The organism is Cyclobacterium xiamenense (genome assembly GCF_009467825.1).
GTDB lineage: Bacteria > Bacteroidota > Bacteroidia > Cytophagales > Cyclobacteriaceae > Cyclobacterium > Cyclobacterium xiamenense.
This window is the reverse complement of sequence record NZ_WIOK01000029.1, coordinates 1-15046: the sequence shown is the minus strand read 5'-3', so window position 1 is coordinate 15046 and position 15046 is coordinate 1. Positions and strand designations below refer to the sequence as shown.

At 49.1% G+C, this 15046-nt stretch carries 16 protein-coding genes and 1 tRNA gene; 11 read left to right on the top strand and 6 right to left on the bottom strand.

Going from position 1 to position 15046, the window contains the following annotated elements; all coding sequences use genetic code 11:
* Window positions 1–126: 126 nt before the first annotated feature.
* Together GCU44_RS18265 and GCU44_RS18260 are read left to right on the top strand one after the other, a co-directional pair.
* On the top strand, window positions 127–846 hold the full coding sequence (locus tag GCU44_RS18265) for an HAD-IA family hydrolase (protein ID WP_154858410.1): 720 nt from the start codon (window positions 127–129) through the stop codon (window positions 844–846).
* Window positions 843–2165, top strand: coding sequence for a DUF5690 family protein (locus GCU44_RS18260; protein ID WP_154858408.1), 1323 nt, complete (start codon window positions 843–845; stop codon window positions 2163–2165). Before GCU44_RS18265 ends, GCU44_RS18260 begins: the two co-directional genes overlap by 4 nt.
* A gap of 45 nt (window positions 2166–2210) precedes the next feature.
* Here the strand turns inward: GCU44_RS18260 and GCU44_RS18255 are convergent, their stop codons facing one another.
* The gene (locus GCU44_RS18255; protein ID WP_092170529.1) at window positions 2211–2408 is read right to left on the bottom strand and encodes a hypothetical protein; all 198 of its coding nucleotides are present in this window, start codon (window positions 2406–2408) and stop codon (window positions 2211–2213) included.
* Window positions 2405–2992: a methyltransferase family protein gene (locus tag GCU44_RS18250; protein ID WP_092170532.1), complete on the bottom strand. Its 588-nt coding sequence runs from the start codon at window positions 2990–2992 to the stop codon at window positions 2405–2407. Before GCU44_RS18250 ends, GCU44_RS18255 begins: the two co-directional genes overlap by 4 nt.
* 31 nt (window positions 2993–3023) lie before the next feature.
* Here GCU44_RS18250 and deoC point away from each other — a divergent pair, with 31 nt between their 5' ends.
* Window positions 3024–3689, top strand: coding sequence for a deoxyribose-phosphate aldolase (gene deoC, locus GCU44_RS18245; protein ID WP_154858406.1), 666 nt, complete (start codon window positions 3024–3026; stop codon window positions 3687–3689).
* A gap of 34 nt (window positions 3690–3723) precedes the next feature.
* On the opposite strand, the gene GCU44_RS18240 is transcribed toward deoC, so the two are convergent.
* On the bottom strand, window positions 3724–4839 hold the full coding sequence (locus GCU44_RS18240; protein WP_154858404.1) for a Na/Pi symporter: 1116 nt from the start codon (window positions 4837–4839) through the stop codon (window positions 3724–3726).
* A gap of 309 nt (window positions 4840–5148) precedes the next feature.
* Here GCU44_RS18240 and GCU44_RS18235 point away from each other — a divergent pair, with 309 nt between their 5' ends.
* The 4 genes from GCU44_RS18235 to GCU44_RS18220 all read left to right on the top strand — a co-directional run bounded on the left by GCU44_RS18235 (window position 5149) and on the right by GCU44_RS18220 (window position 10109).
* Complete coding sequence (locus GCU44_RS18235; RefSeq protein ID WP_154858402.1) at window positions 5149–6279, top strand: hypothetical protein; 1131 nt, start codon at window positions 5149–5151, stop codon at window positions 6277–6279.
* Window positions 6280–6286: 7 nt separating this feature from the next.
* Entirely contained in the window at window positions 6287–6730 is a 444-nt protein-coding gene (locus GCU44_RS18230) for a nucleoside deaminase (protein ID WP_154858400.1), read from the top strand.
* Window positions 6731–6844: 114 nt separating this feature from the next.
* Window positions 6845–7450 carry a superoxide dismutase gene (locus GCU44_RS18225; protein WP_154858398.1) on the top strand — a complete coding sequence of 202 codons (606 nt, stop codon included), beginning with the start codon at window positions 6845–6847 and terminating at the stop codon, window positions 7448–7450.
* A 223-nt stretch (window positions 7451–7673) separates the two neighbouring features.
* The gene (locus GCU44_RS18220; RefSeq protein ID WP_154858396.1) at window positions 7674–10109 is read left to right on the top strand and encodes an outer membrane beta-barrel protein; all 2436 of its coding nucleotides are present in this window, start codon (window positions 7674–7676) and stop codon (window positions 10107–10109) included.
* 90 nt (window positions 10110–10199) lie between these two features.
* Here the strand turns inward: GCU44_RS18220 and GCU44_RS18215 are convergent, their stop codons facing one another.
* The 3 genes from GCU44_RS18215 to GCU44_RS18205 all read right to left on the bottom strand — a co-directional run bounded on the left by GCU44_RS18215 (window position 10200) and on the right by GCU44_RS18205 (window position 12249).
* The gene (locus tag GCU44_RS18215) at window positions 10200–10664 is read right to left on the bottom strand and encodes a MaoC family dehydratase (RefSeq protein WP_154858394.1); all 465 of its coding nucleotides are present in this window, start codon (window positions 10662–10664) and stop codon (window positions 10200–10202) included.
* A 100-nt stretch (window positions 10665–10764) separates the two neighbouring features.
* Window positions 10765–11259 (bottom strand): Clp protease ClpB, encoded by a 495-nt coding sequence (locus GCU44_RS18210; protein WP_241685016.1) that lies wholly within the window; start codon window positions 11257–11259, stop codon window positions 10765–10767.
* 84 nt (window positions 11260–11343) lie between these two features.
* Window positions 11344–12249, bottom strand: coding sequence for a site-specific tyrosine recombinase (locus tag GCU44_RS18205; RefSeq protein WP_154858493.1), 906 nt, complete (start codon window positions 12247–12249; stop codon window positions 11344–11346).
* 259 nt (window positions 12250–12508) lie between these two features.
* Between GCU44_RS18205 and aroQ the strand changes: the two genes are divergently transcribed.
* The 4 genes from aroQ (at window position 12509) to GCU44_RS18185 (ending at window position 14790) form a co-directional block, all read left to right on the top strand.
* Complete coding sequence (gene aroQ, locus GCU44_RS18200; protein WP_092170548.1) at window positions 12509–12943, top strand: type II 3-dehydroquinate dehydratase; 435 nt, start codon at window positions 12509–12511, stop codon at window positions 12941–12943.
* The gene (locus GCU44_RS18195; RefSeq protein WP_154858491.1) at window positions 12943–13998 is read left to right on the top strand and encodes an aminotransferase class V-fold PLP-dependent enzyme; all 1056 of its coding nucleotides are present in this window, start codon (window positions 12943–12945) and stop codon (window positions 13996–13998) included. The genes aroQ and GCU44_RS18195 overlap by 1 nt, the downstream gene beginning before the upstream one ends.
* A 12-nt stretch (window positions 13999–14010) precedes the next feature.
* A complete protein-coding gene (locus GCU44_RS18190) occupies window positions 14011–14589 on the top strand; it encodes a MarC family protein (RefSeq protein WP_154858392.1) in 579 nt (192 codons plus the stop codon).
* 126 nt (window positions 14590–14715) lie between these two features.
* Window positions 14716–14790, top strand: a tRNA-Pro gene (locus GCU44_RS18185).
* Window positions 14791–15046 lie beyond the last annotated feature (256 nt).

Sequence of the window (15046 nt, the reverse complement as noted above, 5' to 3'; positions counted from 1 at the left end):
GAAATCGGCCCTGCCTAAGGCAGACATGATGTAAGCGTGGGCGATTCTCACAAGCAAGCCTGGCGATGGGCGATGCGATTTTTGGTGCAGGACAAGTTAGGACTATTAAAAAACACGTTTAAACAAATGAAAAAACCCATCAAGCTGGCCGTATTTGACATGGCTGGTACCACCATAAAAGACCAAAGCAATGTAGCGGAAGCGTTTGTCAGGGCTTTTTCCAAACATGGATACACGGCGGTCACGCTAAAGGAAGCAAACGAAAAAATGGGTTACCCAAAACCACTGGCGATCAAGGAAATGCTGGTAGCCCATACACCGGAAGGAGAGCGTGTATCAGAAAAGCTGGTGGATACGATTCATGACAGCTTTGTGGATGAAATGATTCAGTTTTATAAGAAGAGTCCGGATATCGCACCCATGGACGATGCCCTGGAGGTGTTCGAGTCCTTGCAGCAAATGGGGATTAAGGTGGGACTGGACACGGGTTTCAGCAGGCCCATTGCCGATGTCATTTTAGAACGCATCGGCTGGAAAAATCACCCGCTCATCGACATCACGGTATGTAGCGACGAGGTCGGCAAGGGGCGTCCTCACCCGGATATGATCCTAAAAATGATGGCCGCACTCGGCATAGGTAGCCCCAGCGAGGTCATTAAAATCGGAGATACCGAGGTGGATATCAACGAGGGCCTAAACTCAGGTTGCCTCCTCAGCATAGCCGTGACCACAGGTGCGTACACGGAGGCACAATTAGCGCCACACAAGCCTTCCCACATCGTACACCGGCTGATCGATATTCTGCCACTGGTAGCAGCGGAAATTGGTGAGCCCGTGCGCGAATGATTACCTTTCCCTCGCTTACAAAAAAACTGACGTCAGCGCCTCCTCTGGTCATGAGCCTTTTTGCCGGCTCCATGGCGTTTTTGACCTACAGCTGCATGTATGCCTTTCGCAAGCCCTTTGCTTCGGCGACTTTTGCCGGCGAGGAATGGTGGGGAATAGACCTGAAGGTTTGGTTGATCCTCTTGCAAACGCTGGGGTACATGGCCAGCAAATTTTATGGAATTAAGCGCATTGCCGAGCTCAAAGCCGAACACCGGGCCCGACTGACCCTGCGCCTGATTGGTATTTCCTGGCTGGGCTTGCTGGGATTCGCTTTGCTCCCCGCTCCCTGGAACATCCTTTGTTTCCTGATCAACGGTTTTCCGTTGGGCTTGATTTGGGGATTGGTCTTCCACTACCTGGAAGGCAGAAGATTTACGGAAATGATGGGCAGTATATTGGCTGTCAGTTTCGTGTTTTCCTCGGGCTTTGTAAAGACAGTCGGTCGTTACCTCCTGGTGGATTGGGGGGTAGACCCCTATTGGATGCCCTTTCTTACCGGTACCCTGTTTATACCTTTATTGCTCACCAGTGTTTTTTTCCTGGATCATACGCCGTCACCCAGCAGCGCGGATATTGCGCTGAAAACGGAGCGAAAATCCATGAATGGGAAAGACCGACGCACGTTTTTTCGACGTTTCAGGCCTGGACTGATCATACTGGTTCTCGTCTACATGGTTTTAACGGCCTTTCGGGATATTCGCGATAATTTTGTGGTGGAGATATGGAAAGACCTAAAGGTTACGGCCGCACCGGAATTACTCACCCAGACGGAAATTCCCATCACCCTCATCCTTTTGCTGATGATGGGCCTGCTGGTACTCGTTAAAAACAACTTCAAAGCGCTGTTTATCTACCATTTGATCATTGTATCCGGCCTGGTACTCGCCCTGGCAGCCACCCTGGCCATGGTAAACGGTTGGCTTTCGCCGTTTTATTGGATGGTGGCCACCGGCACTGGCACCTACATGGCCTACATCCCCTTCAATTGCCTCCTGTTTGACCGGCTACTTGCTTCGTTTAAGTACGCGGGAAATGTAGGCTTTCTGATGTATCTGGTAGACAGCTTTGGCTACCTGGGCTCTTCCGGCATCTTGATTTTCAAGCAATTTGGCAACTATGAAAGCATGAGTTGGTTTGGATTTTATTCGCAAGGACTACTCGTCTTGATGAGTCTGAGTGTGCTCCTAATGGCCGGAAGTGGGATTTATTTTTTCCGTAAACTGCGGGCCTACCAGCTGCTAGCCGATCCAAAGCCCCTCCACAGAATAATCCCCTGAGTCGAATAACGGAAGGTTTCCGATAAGCCGCTGCCATCCCCCCGTTCAGGAGGAGCTGCCCTGCTCCCGTTTGTAACGAAACCAGTAATAGGCCGGAAAAACCAGGGCTTTTAGCCGCCAGTCGTTCTTCTCATGAAAAGAAAGCCGGGGGTTTTTGTTGATATGCCGGTAAAAGAGGCTGGCCATAACCAAATGAGCCAGTACCAGCAGCAACGCGACAGCATACCCTATCAGTTCGTTCATTTTTGGAATCGGGGAATAATGGCGGGAACATCGGTTTTGTAGGCAGCATACTCCTGCCCGTATACTTCCAATAACTTCTGCTCTTCGAAATGAATCCCCAACGGAAGGTATGCCAACAAGGCTATCAAATGAATCAGGGAGGCCCAGTTGGGTACATACAGGAAATATCCGACAAAGATCAGGATCAATCCGGCATAGAGCGGGTGCCGCAGATGCCGGTACCATCCCTCGGTCACCAAGGGCTCGGTTTCAGCAATATCGTCCTGGGGGCGCAGCCCGATAAAACGGGTTACCGACACCCTTCGCATGCTTTTCACGCAGATAATGGTACCAAAGGTAGCAAACATAAACCCAAGGTAGGTGCTCCCCGGTCCAGGGGCAAACAGGCTTTGCGACGAAATACTGCCTGCATAAAAAAACAAGCCCAGAAAAAACAGCCCGGAAAACACACTGTAAGCCAAACGGTACCATTTATACAGACCTTTTAGCAGGGACCTGATTTTTCTTTTTATATTGAGGCTGGCCAGGAAGGTATGGCTGCCATAAAAAAGCACCCATCCAAATCCTAAAATGAGGTATTCCATACAGGTTCAAATATCCGTATTAAGATTGATTATGAAAAATTTGCAGCTATATATTGAACACACTGCTTTGCATCCGGCTGTGGACGAAAAAGCCATCCAAACACTGATCCAGCAGGCGCGTCGCTACCGGTTCCGCGCCGTTTGCATTCCTCCCTTTTGGGTAAGGAAGGTCAAACGGGAGCTGGCTGGCGAAGACATTCAGGTAGTCACGGTCATTGGCTTTCCCTTTGGATACAACATGAGCCAGACCAAAATGGCCGAGTGCCAGCAGGCGATGGAGGATGGTGCCGATGAACTGGATGTGGTCTGGTCTCTGACGGCATTTAAATCCGGGATGAACTGGCCAAAAATAGAACTAGCGCAACTGGCCAGCCGCATACACGCGGAGGAAAAACTGCTAAAGGTGATTGTAGAAACGGCCTATCTCAGTACGGAAGAATTGAAACAAGCCTGCCTGCTCTGCCGGGATGCAGGGGCCGATTTTGTGAAAACCTCCACCGGATATGCCCCGGAAGGAGCCAACGCAGCGACCATCCGCGAGATGCGACAGCTCCTGCCTAGCCAAGTCGGGATCAAAGCCAGCGGTGGCATCAAAACCCTGGGGCAGGCAGTGGAGATGATCCGCGCTGGAGCCGATCGGATTGGCAGCAGCAATGGGCACCGCATCATGGACGCCTTTTTAGACCAGGGGGATTGATCGGCAGGGTACCCCTGGCACAGAGATCCGAATATCATCGGGACTGGTTGAAGTAGATGAGAAAAAAGGGAATGATAAAAAAGGTCAGCAAGATGTACGCAAAGCCGATGAACCGGGTACTCGCCGTTTTCTTTCCAAAACTTCGGGCCATGCGAACCGGAATCTCCCGTAATCCCGGGTAAGGAAGAAAGAGCATGGCTCCGATCAGGTTAAAGAGCACGTGGACGATGGCCACGCTAATGGCCGCCTCGGTTTTGTAAAGCGCGGCGATCACGGCAGTGATGGTAGTCCCCAGATTGGCGCCCATGATAAAAGGAAAAACCTTTCGTAATGCCACCTTGCCGGTGGCCACGGCGGTTACCATCAGCGAGGTGGTCACCGTGCTTGACTGAACGGCAGCTGTAAAAAACATGCCGTAGGCAAAAGACCGGTAGGGGAAATTAAAAATATGTTTTCGTATCTTTTTAAAGTTGGGCGTAATCAGGGAACGGTATGCCAGGGAAGAAAGAACCTTGATGCTACCTACCAACAGCAAGACCCCCACCAGCAACGCCAGCAAGGGCCAATGCATCCATTCGGAGAGGTATACGCTCAACGGCCGGAGAAAAAAGCCCTGATACCCCGGCTCTCCCTCAAAAGTGGTGCTTCCGTCGCCAAATCCCTGGGTAATCCAGGCAGATAATTTACTCAGCAATCCGAAATATACCTCCAGGGGAAGCAATAAGATCACGGTAATAATATTAAACAAATCGTGTAAAACACCTGCCGAAAGCGCCTTTCGGAAGGATTTCTTTTTCATGATGTAGCCGAAGGCCACGAGCGTACTGGTCAGGGTGGTCCCGATGTTTGCCCCCATGATCAAAGGTACTGCCTGGGCGAGGGTCAGGTTACCCGAGGCCACCAAGACCACAACCATGGCCGAAACCGTGGAACTGGACTGAATCAAGGCCGTAGTCAGCAAACCAATAAACAAGCCTACAAAGGGATTGCTGGTAGCCATAAATAGTGTATTGGCTACCTCATTGTTTAAGCGGGCCAGCGAGTACGTCAAAAAATCAATGGAAAACATGAACAGCAGCAAACCAAAGATGACGGTAACTGCTAAAATCAGGTTTTTCTTATAGGCATTGCCCGCAGGAGTAGTGGTCATTCAAAAATGGGATTAGAAATTGGCCCTTTCAACTTGCAAAATACGGACAGACTACAGAGAAATGCACACTTTTCGGATAAAACTTGTGTTAAAATTTAAATCTTCTGCAAACCTGCCGCAGAATCGATAAAAAACAAAAAAGCTTGGGTAAAAATAAAATTTTCTATTTTTGACCAAAGAAGGAGGGCGAAAATGCCGGTACATTTCGGCGTACTTTATACCTTTGGCCTGGGACTTAACAATTTGGTAACATTATCCTTAGAAATTCTTGTTTAATTTGCGACCGTATTTCACCGGCAAATCCAGCTTATGGCCAAACTGAAAGATCAAAACATCAACCAGGATGCCTTATCCAAAGCAGCCTATTCCCTTTTTGATTTTACCAAAAAAGAGAAATCCTTTCTTTTGATCATTTGTATTCTGATATCCATCGCTGGAATCATTACGCCGTATACCTATGCTGCCATGTGGTTTGGGTTTGCATTGGCCGCTTATTCAGCCATCGCAAACGACAGCATTCAGACCATCGGTACGTTTATCGCTTCCAACCAGAATAGGAAATGGTACTACCTTTGGCTGTTTATGGGGTTGATTTTTGTCGCAACGGTGACCTATAGTTGGTTTACCTACAATGGAGATGTTAGCTACCAACGCCTGCAAGTAGACGGCTTGGACAAAGCCCCGCAAAGCTTCGTCTTCTTACAAATTGCTGCTCCGATTGTGCTGTTGATCATGACCCGGCTCCGGATGCCGGTGTCAACGACCTTCCTCCTACTAAATGTATTTACCTATAAAGCCGGAACCATACTGGGGGTGATGCAAAAAAGTTTTATTGGATACTTTTTGGCCTTTTTTGCGGCGATCATTGTCTGGTACATTCTCGAAAAATTTGTAACCAATTACCTGAAGGGAAAGCCCGGAAACTACTGGTACGTGCTGCAGTGGGTCACTTCCGGATGCCTCTGGGCCGTGTGGATCATGCAGGATGCGGCGAATATTGCCGTGTTTCTCCCCAGGCAGTTGGGCGTATGGGAATTTTCGGTCTATACAGGTTTTGTTTTCCTGGGTTTGGGGGTACTTTTTTACATGAAAGGCGATAAAATACAGGGCATCGTCAACGAGAAAACCCGGGTGACGGACGTACGGGCTGCTACCATTGTGGATTTGGTGTATGCCGTCATTTTGTTCTATTTCAAAGCCTATAGCAACATGCCCATGAGTACGACCTGGGTGTTTATCGGACTGTTGGGTGGCCGGGAACTTTCCATCGCGCTGGCTAAATCCAGAAAATTGAAAAAACGCAAAGCCCGACTGGTACGCGCCTACCGTCTGGCCAAAAATGATTTGGTCAAGGCAGGGATTGGATTGATCGTATCGTTGATTTTGGCCTTGATTATTAACGAAGGCGTGCGCAAAGAAATTCTAGACCTGTTTTTTTAACCGAGGTTTGGAACGCTACTCGGACCAATATTGGATGAACGAAGCCCTCAAGCAGGCGGCAATCGGCTTTGAAGAGGGGGAAATCCCCGTGGGAGCTGTGATCGTCGTTCGGGACCGAATCATCGCCCGCGCTTACAACCAAACCGAAAAACTAACCGACGTGACCGCTCATGCGGAAATCCTCGCTATCACCGCTGCCTCCAACGCCCTGGGCGCGAAGTACCTGCCCGAGTGCAAACTATACGTCACCCTTGAGCCTTGCCCGATGTGCGCCGGCGCGTGTTTTTGGGCTCAACTGGGCGAACTACACTACGGCAGCGCGGACCCTCAACGCGGATATAGCCGAATTTCCCAGCCGCTGCTCCACCCAAAAACGAAAATCTCCAGCGGCCTTTTAGCGGATGAATCCAAGAATTTATTGCAGGCATTTTTTAAAAATCTTAGAAATTAGATATTCAAGGGAATAAAAGAACCATTTTTAAGATTCATTGGTTTGTACTAGTAGGTTTTTCACGACGAACCTATACCATCAACTAACTTTATGTTTCACTAAAAAACACAACAAATGGCTTTTGAACTTCCTAGTTTACCTTATGAAAAGAATGCATTGGAACCCCACATCGATGCAAAGACCATGGAAATACACCATGGAAAACACCACAATGCCTACGTAACCAAGCTTAACGATGCCGTGGCGGGAACCGACCTGGCCTCCAAAAGCATCGAAGAAATCATGCAGGGGATATCTTCCGCATCAGGAGCCGTTAGAAATAACGGGGGAGGCCATTACAACCACTCACTTTTCTGGACCATCCTTTCTCCAAATGGAGGAGGCGCCCCCACCGGCGACCTCGCTGCCGCCATCGATAAAAAATTCGGATCGTTTGACAAATTCAAAGAGGAATTTGCCAACGCCGCAGCTACGCGCTTTGGTTCCGGTTGGGCCTGGTTGAGTGTAGCCAATGGAGAATTGCAGGTAAGTTCGACGCCTAATCAGGACAATCCCCTGATGGACATCGCGGAAACTAAAGGAATACCCATCCTGGGTCTGGACGTATGGGAACATGCCTACTACCTGAATTACCAAAACCGACGACCGGACTACATCGCCGCTTTTTGGAACGTGGTCAATTGGGAAGAAGTAGCCAAAAAATACGCTGCTGCCATCTAAGCAAGAAACAAACCTATTTCGTTTGCTATAAAAATCCGCCCGGCGATTACCGGGCGGATTATTTTTTTTGTCCGCATACCGTACAGGGCATGTGTTCGGTATTGATACAGTAGCTAAAGCCGGCACTTTATCATTTGTCTGTTTTTCAGCGTTTTACATAGCTTTTTATGTTTTGGCACCTTTTTCCCATGGCATGGTATGAAACGAATAAATGCATACAACCATGAACTTTACCAGGTACATTTTTACTACCGCCTTCTTATTTCTACTCGGACTCAGCCACCTGGCGGCACAGGAACAGAGCGCTACCGTCACCGGTAGTGTCCGGGACGAGGCAGACGCATCGGTACCCTTTGCAAATGTTTTGCTACTTCAAGCCGCTACCGGAGACTTGGTAACCGGGGCCGTTACCGACGAAGCGGGTAATTTTCTGCTTACGACTCCCTACCCCCAGGAACTAATTCTTGGTATCTCCAGCATTGGCTTCGAGTCATTTCGAAGCCAGCCCTTCCGGCTAAGCCCCGGGACAAAAAAAGATTTTGGCAGCTTGCGTTTGGAATCCGAAATGGCGGGACTGGACGAGGTAACGGTAAACGCTGCCCGTCCGAATGTGTTAATTCAAGCCGACAAGACGGTGGTAACCGTAGAAGGTACCGTCATGGCGGAGGGAAACAACGCCCTGGACGTAATCGGCCGTTCTCCTGGCGTGTTTGTTGACGCGGATGGGAACATTCAATTGAACGGGCGTACGGGACTTATCGTGCTGATCGATGATCGGCAAACCTACATGAGCGCAGCTGACCTGGCGAATTTTCTCCGTGCCATGCCAGCCGATAATATCCGAAGCATCGAAGTGATCCAAAACCCTCCGGCAAAATACGATGCCGAAGGTGCTGCCGGGGTAATCAACCTGGTTTTGAAGAAAAACAACTTTAACGGTACCAATGGCAACGTGCATGCCGGGAGTCAATTCAACGGATTGCATACCCCTTCTGCCGGAGCCACCCTCAACATAAAACAGAACAAATGGACCTCCAATGCCAGCTTAAATTACAACCAATGGGGGAGGTTTACCGACCTGGAAATTTTGCGACGGTTTCAATTGGAAAACGGACTGTCTGCCTTTGACCAGAATGCACGGCTAAAACTGCTTCGAAACAACCTGTTTTTCTCCGGAGGAACGGAATACCAAATCAATGACAGGCACTCCCTGGGAATCAACCTGCAGGCATCCGGACAAAAAGGAACCGAGGATGGAAATTCCTTGACCGCTATCTCCAATCCCGACAATACAGACCTCAACTACCTTAACGCCCTGAACGATTCCGAATCGGACAATGCCCGGATATTTGGTAACTTCCATTATACCGGCAAACTCGATACGCTCGGAACAAAGATCTCGGCGGATATCGACTATACCCGCATGGATGCCGGCAGTCTGAGCATGCTGGATAACCGGTACTGGCAAAATGAAAACACCTCTCAGGGTAGTTCAGACAGAATCCGTACCGGAAACGAAATGGACTATTCCATCTTTACCGCGAAGGTCGACTTCACAAAGCCTATGGGAGCCGAGAAAGAACTGGAAACCGGCCTTAAGGGAAGTTGGGTACGCTCCGATAACCTGTTGGATATCTCCAAAAGCACAGCGGAAGGCCCCTTTGTGCCGGACCCCAATAGCAATCATTTCATCTATCGCGAAAATGTGCTCGCTGCCTACGCTTCCTATAAGACGCCACTGACCGAAAAACTAGCGCTGCAAGCGGGCCTTCGGGCAGAATATGCAGCCATTGAGGGTAATTCGGTCACCCGCTCGGAAATCAATACCCAGGAATACCTGGACCTTTTTCCCAGCGCCTACCTGCAGCACCAGGTATCGGACGACTACCAAATCGTATACAACGTAAATCGCCGGATCACCCGGCCCTACTACCGGCAGCTCAACCCCTTTGTTTTCTACATCGACCCCTTAACCACCGAAGAAGGCAATCCCAACCTCCAACCGCAGTATGCAAACAACCTGGAGATGAACCATATCCTCAAAAACGCGTACCAGTTTTCCCTTTCCTTTTCACAAACCGAAAATGCCTTTGGTCAAATCATGGTACAAGACGAGGAAAACCGGAAAACAAGCATTCAGATGCAAAACCTGGACCGTACCCGAAACCTGAGCCTGCGGGCGGTGGTGCCGGTGGAGTTTGCCGAATGGTACAGCAGCAGCAACATGCTGCAGCTCAACGGCAATACCTTCCAATCGCAACTGGGGGAAGAACTGCTGGACGAAAAGCAATTTTCATTCATGGTGCGCAGCCAGCACAACGTATTGCTTCCCAAAGGCTTTAAGCTGGAATTGGTGGGAATCTACCGGAGCCCCTTTCGGGACGGACAGCTGGTCATCAACGGCATGAGTTGGGTAGATGCCGGAATCACCAAAACCTTTTACGAGGACAAATTGAGCCTGACGGTGAACGGTTCCGATATTCTCCGAACGATGAAATTTAAGGGAAACATCGATTTTGACCGCATCAATACCGACGTGCAGCAGTACAACAGCATGCAAAGTATTCGGTTTACGCTACGCTGGAAATTCGCCCAGGGAGAGCAATTCAAGGTGAGTCAGCGGAGCGGAAGTACCGAAGAACGAAACCGACTGGAATAAGCTTAGATTAGGTTTTTTAACATCGCTAAAAACAGCATCCGGTGGATGCTGTTTTTGTTTATTCCCGAAATGGAACCGCCACCGATCCGCTTACAAAAAGTGGTAGAGAAAAATCAAATGGGCAGATAAGGCTGGCTTTCGCTCTCCCTTGATCTCAATTTTTACCTTCATTTCGGTTTTAATTGTACCCCTGAGGTCGCTGATGTTTGCCAGGGTCGCGATCATTCGAATCTCATCGTTTACCTTTACCGGATTGGCAAAACGGAGGTTTTCGATCCCATAGTTGACCATCATTTTGAGATTGTTTACCTGTACGATCTGGTTCCAGAGAAACGGGACCAGGGAAAGGGTCAGGTACCCATGGGCAATCGTGCCGCCAAAAGCGCCTTCTGCCCGGGCTTTTTCCGGATCCGTATGAATCCACTGATGGTCCAGGGTGGCATCTGCAAACAGATTGATCTGTTCCTGGCTCACCCGGTGAAAATCCGACTGGCCCAGTTCCTCGCCAATGTACTGCTGGAAATCTTCAAAGCTATTTATGATCAGTTTGCTCATTGTTGGGTTGGTTATAAAAAATAAATGTATCAAAACCCCATTGATTTTAAAAAGAAAATCGGAACAAAACCCCTCAACCCAAACTGCCGGGCCGAAACCGCTACCTTTTTTTCCGGTAATACAAGAAGCCGAGTACCAGCGTGCTCAAAAAAAACAACAAAGTCGTCCACTCATACCTTCGTTTCTCGTCTTCTTCCTTACGGATGGCTTCGTCCTTTTCCGACAGCGCGCGTTTTAATTTCACAATATCGGCTTCTGCCTTTTGGGCCACGTACTTGTAATCCTCTTTTTCATAGCTAATCTCCGTGGTTTCGATATCCTTCAGCATTTCGAGCTCCTGCATGATCTGATTGTCCTTGCGGATGATGCGATCCATCCACTCGTTGGTAGCACTCATGTCTTTTTTGGTCCGGTTACCAAAAAGGCCCGATTTTTTACTTTCCGAAACCTGCCATTCCCGATGCAACGTTTCCCTTTCCCGAAGCAATTTGTTTAATTTCTCCTGCGCTACCGCCAGAGAGGGCAGGGTCATTAGCCATAGCACCAGTCCGAAAAAATACACGTATTTATTACTGCTACTGCGTTTCCGTTCCATACCTGCTGTCATTTACTGGAATTTAGCCCTATTCAAAAAACATGCCCAAAGCTTCCCTAGCTCCCGATGTTTCAGAAAAATGCACTAGGAGCCATTTCCAGGAAGAAATTCGTTCAGCACCTGCCGCAGGTAATCCCTGTCCAGGTGGGTGTAAATTTCCGTCGTAGTGATGCTTTCGTGCCCCAGCATTTCCTGCACAGCCCGAAGGTCGGCCCCACCTTCTACCAGATGGGTGGCAAAGCTATGTCGGAACGTATGCGGACTGACTTTTTTGGTAATTCCGGCACTTGCGGCCGTCTTTTTGATCATCAAAAACACCATCACCCGGGAGAGTTTCTTTCCCCGGTTGTTTAAAAAGAGGTATTCCTCGTGCCCTTTTGCAATGGGGCCATGTTTCCGCACCTCCTCCAGATATATCCGTAGGTAATGGGCCGCTGCCTTTCCCACAGGGACCAGCCGTTCTTTGCTCCCTTTTCCCATCACACGCAAAAAACCTATGTCCTCAAAATAATGACTCTTTTTCAGGTGAATCAATTCGGATACCCGCAGTCCACTGCCATACAGCATCTCCAGCATGGCACGGTTTCGGTGTCCTCCCGGTGTGCCCAGCGGTACGGCTTCCAGGATGCGTTCGATCTCGGGATAACTCAGCGTATCGGGCAGTGTACGCGTTAGCTTGGGCGCCTCCAACAGCAGGGCAGGGCTATCCCGAAGCTTGTCCTCGTAGAGCAGGTACTTGTAAAATGCCTTCACACCCGAAACGATACGGGCTTGAGTAAATTCGGAAATGGTTCCACTTGCCAGCGAATCGACAAATAACCGTAAATGATGCAATTCGGTGGTTAGGGGTGTTCGGTCCGGAAAGTGCTCGCTCATAAAGGCCGCCAGCTTTTCCACGTCCTGTCGGTAAGCCAACAAGGAATTTTCGCTCAGCGATCGCTCAATTTTAAGGTAATAGCCAAAACCACTGATCTCCTTTTCCCAACTCATGCAGTAAATGTACGGGGTTCCGGTCAAAATCGAAAAGAGCGCAACGGGAACCACAACCCGGAAAACAGAAAAAAAGCCAACTACCAGCCGTACCTTCCCTAGCGTAAAGCAAGCGGGCCCGGAATAATCCTCGGGACGCCGCCCATTTTTAGTGGGCAGCCGGAATAAACGAACAAAATCTACCGGAATAAATCCCCAAATTACTGGCATTTGTTTACCTTTGTCGCTTGCTTCAGTCCCATTTTAAACGCCAGAAAACGTGAAAATAGCGATCATTAACGGACCCAATCTGAACCTGCTAGGGAAACGGGAACCGGAAATTTACGGCAGCCGCTCGTTTGAAGAATATTTTGAGACCCTGGTTCAAAAATACCCCCAACTGGACCTCTCTTATTTCCAAAGCAATGGGGAAGGGGAATTGGTAAGCCAACTACATGCAGTGGGGTTTGAGGTGGACGGCATTCTGATCAATGCCGGTGCCTATACCCATACCTCCGTTGCCATTGGCGATGCCTTGGCTGCTATTTCTAGCCCAGCGTTGGAAATTCACATTTCAAACATTTACAAGCGGGAAGCGTTCCGACACAAAAGCTTTCTGTCCAGCCAATGTGTGGGCATGATCGCAGGACTGGGTTTATTGGGGTATGACCTGGGATTACAGTATTTTATCGAAAAAGAAAATTCCAACCAATGATGTTAACATTTGCTCCGGGGCCTTCCAAAGTTTACGATAAGCTGCCCGACTATTTTCAGGATGCGTACCGGGAGGGAATCCTAAGTGCCAACCACCGCAGTGCCGGTTTCATGGATTTGTACCGGGACACCGAAAATCGGATCAAGGAAAAATTGGAAATTCCGACCGATTACCGGCTATTGTTCACGTCCAGTGCCACGGAAAACTGGGAGATCATCACCCAATCCCTGGTAGAAAAGGCTTCTTTTCATGTTTTTTCGGGCTCATTCGGGAAAAGATGGTTCGGTTTTGCCCAACACATCCTTCCGGAAACTGGCTCCCTGGTCCTGGACAAAAACCAGCCCTTTTCTGAGGAAGACCTGGACGTGAGCGATGATTTCGACGTGCTCGCCATCACCCAAAACGAAACGTCCAACGCCACCCAGGTGTCGAATGAGACACTGGCTGCGCTCGCAAAGAAATTTCCGGAAAAAATGCTGACCGTCGACACCACCTCCTCCATGGGTGGCATCTACCTGGACTTTGCCCTTGCAGATGTGTGGTTTGCCTCGGTGCAAAAATGTTTTGGCCTACCTGCCGGGCTTGGTATCCTGCTGCTTTCTCCGAAAGCCATCGAAAAAGCAAAGCGGAAAGGAGAATACGGCCGCTACAATAGCCTGAATTTCATGTTGGAAAATGCCGACAATTACCAAACCCACTATACCCCGAATGTACTGGGCATCTACTTGCTCAACCGCGTATTGCGGGACATGCCAGGTATACGCACGCTACAGGAGCAAACCGAACGCAGGATGAGGCAGTTGGAGCAACTGGTAGAAAACTCCCCGGCGCTGGCTTTTCTGGTGAGCGAAGCCGGTAACCGCAGCCGCACCGTTTTGGGTGTTGGCGGGGAGGAGGCCTTTATCCAGTCTATCAAAAAGGCCGCAGAAGGCCAGGGCATGCAAATGGGTAGTGGCTACGGCCCCCTTAAACCCACCAGTTTTCGGATTGCCAACTTTCCGGCCATTACCGATACCGAATTTACCAAATTGATCCACTTTCTGGAGGCTTATTGATACCATGGCTACATGTTTGATTTCAGGGAAATACTTTCGGTCACACTGATTCTCTTTTCGGTGATTGATATCCTGGGTTCCATACCCATTGTCATCAATCTGCGCAAGAAAGTAGGGCATATCCAAAGTGGAAAGGCCACCATCGCTGCCGGCATCCTAATGGTGCTCTTTCTCATACTGGGAAAGTCCATCCTGGAACTATTTGGGATTGGGGTGGAAGATTTTGCCATTGCGGGGGCTTTGATCATTTTTGCATTGGGGGCAGAAATGATCCTCGGCATTGAGATATTCAAACCCGATCCGGCAGCCAGCTCTACCAGCACGTCCATCGTACCCATCGCCTTCCCCCTGATCGCCGGCGCGGGCACGCTGACCACCATCCTGACGCTCAAATCCGAATATTCCCAATCCAACCTTGCCGTGGGTATCGTCCTAAACCTGATCATCATTTACGTGGTGCTCAAAAGTACCAATTGGCTGGAGCGAAAACTGGGGCAAACCGGCCTGGATGTATTGCGACGGATTTTTGGGATTATCCTGCTTTCCATCGCCATCAAAATCTTCAAAAGCAATGTTTTTCCCGAACTCTAGTGCCAGCCAAAGGTAATCTCGCGAAAGCAAGGCGTTTGCCGGTCAAATAATCCGATAAATTGTTTTTATCATTTTTGAATTGCCAAAAAAAGAATTACTTTTGTCATCGCTTTGAGAGTATAAGCACGGGGTGTAGCGTAGCCCGGTCATCGCGCCTCGTTTGGGACGAGGAGGTCGCAGGTTCGAATCCTGCCACCCCGACACAAAGCTATAGAGCCTGCCTTTTTTTGGCAGGTTTTTTTATGCCCCTTTCTTTGCGTAGAGAGCGGGAAATCCACCGTTTTTTTAGAAAACTACCTGGTCCAGCCCTGTAAAATCAAACAGCGCTGATTGATAAACCCGTCTCCTGAAAATGCCACATAAACGGGCCAAAATACCTACCTTTCACTCAAAAAATGAGATGAGGCATTTGAAAACCCTTGCGCTGTGTTGGTGGCTATTTATTATTCCATCCATA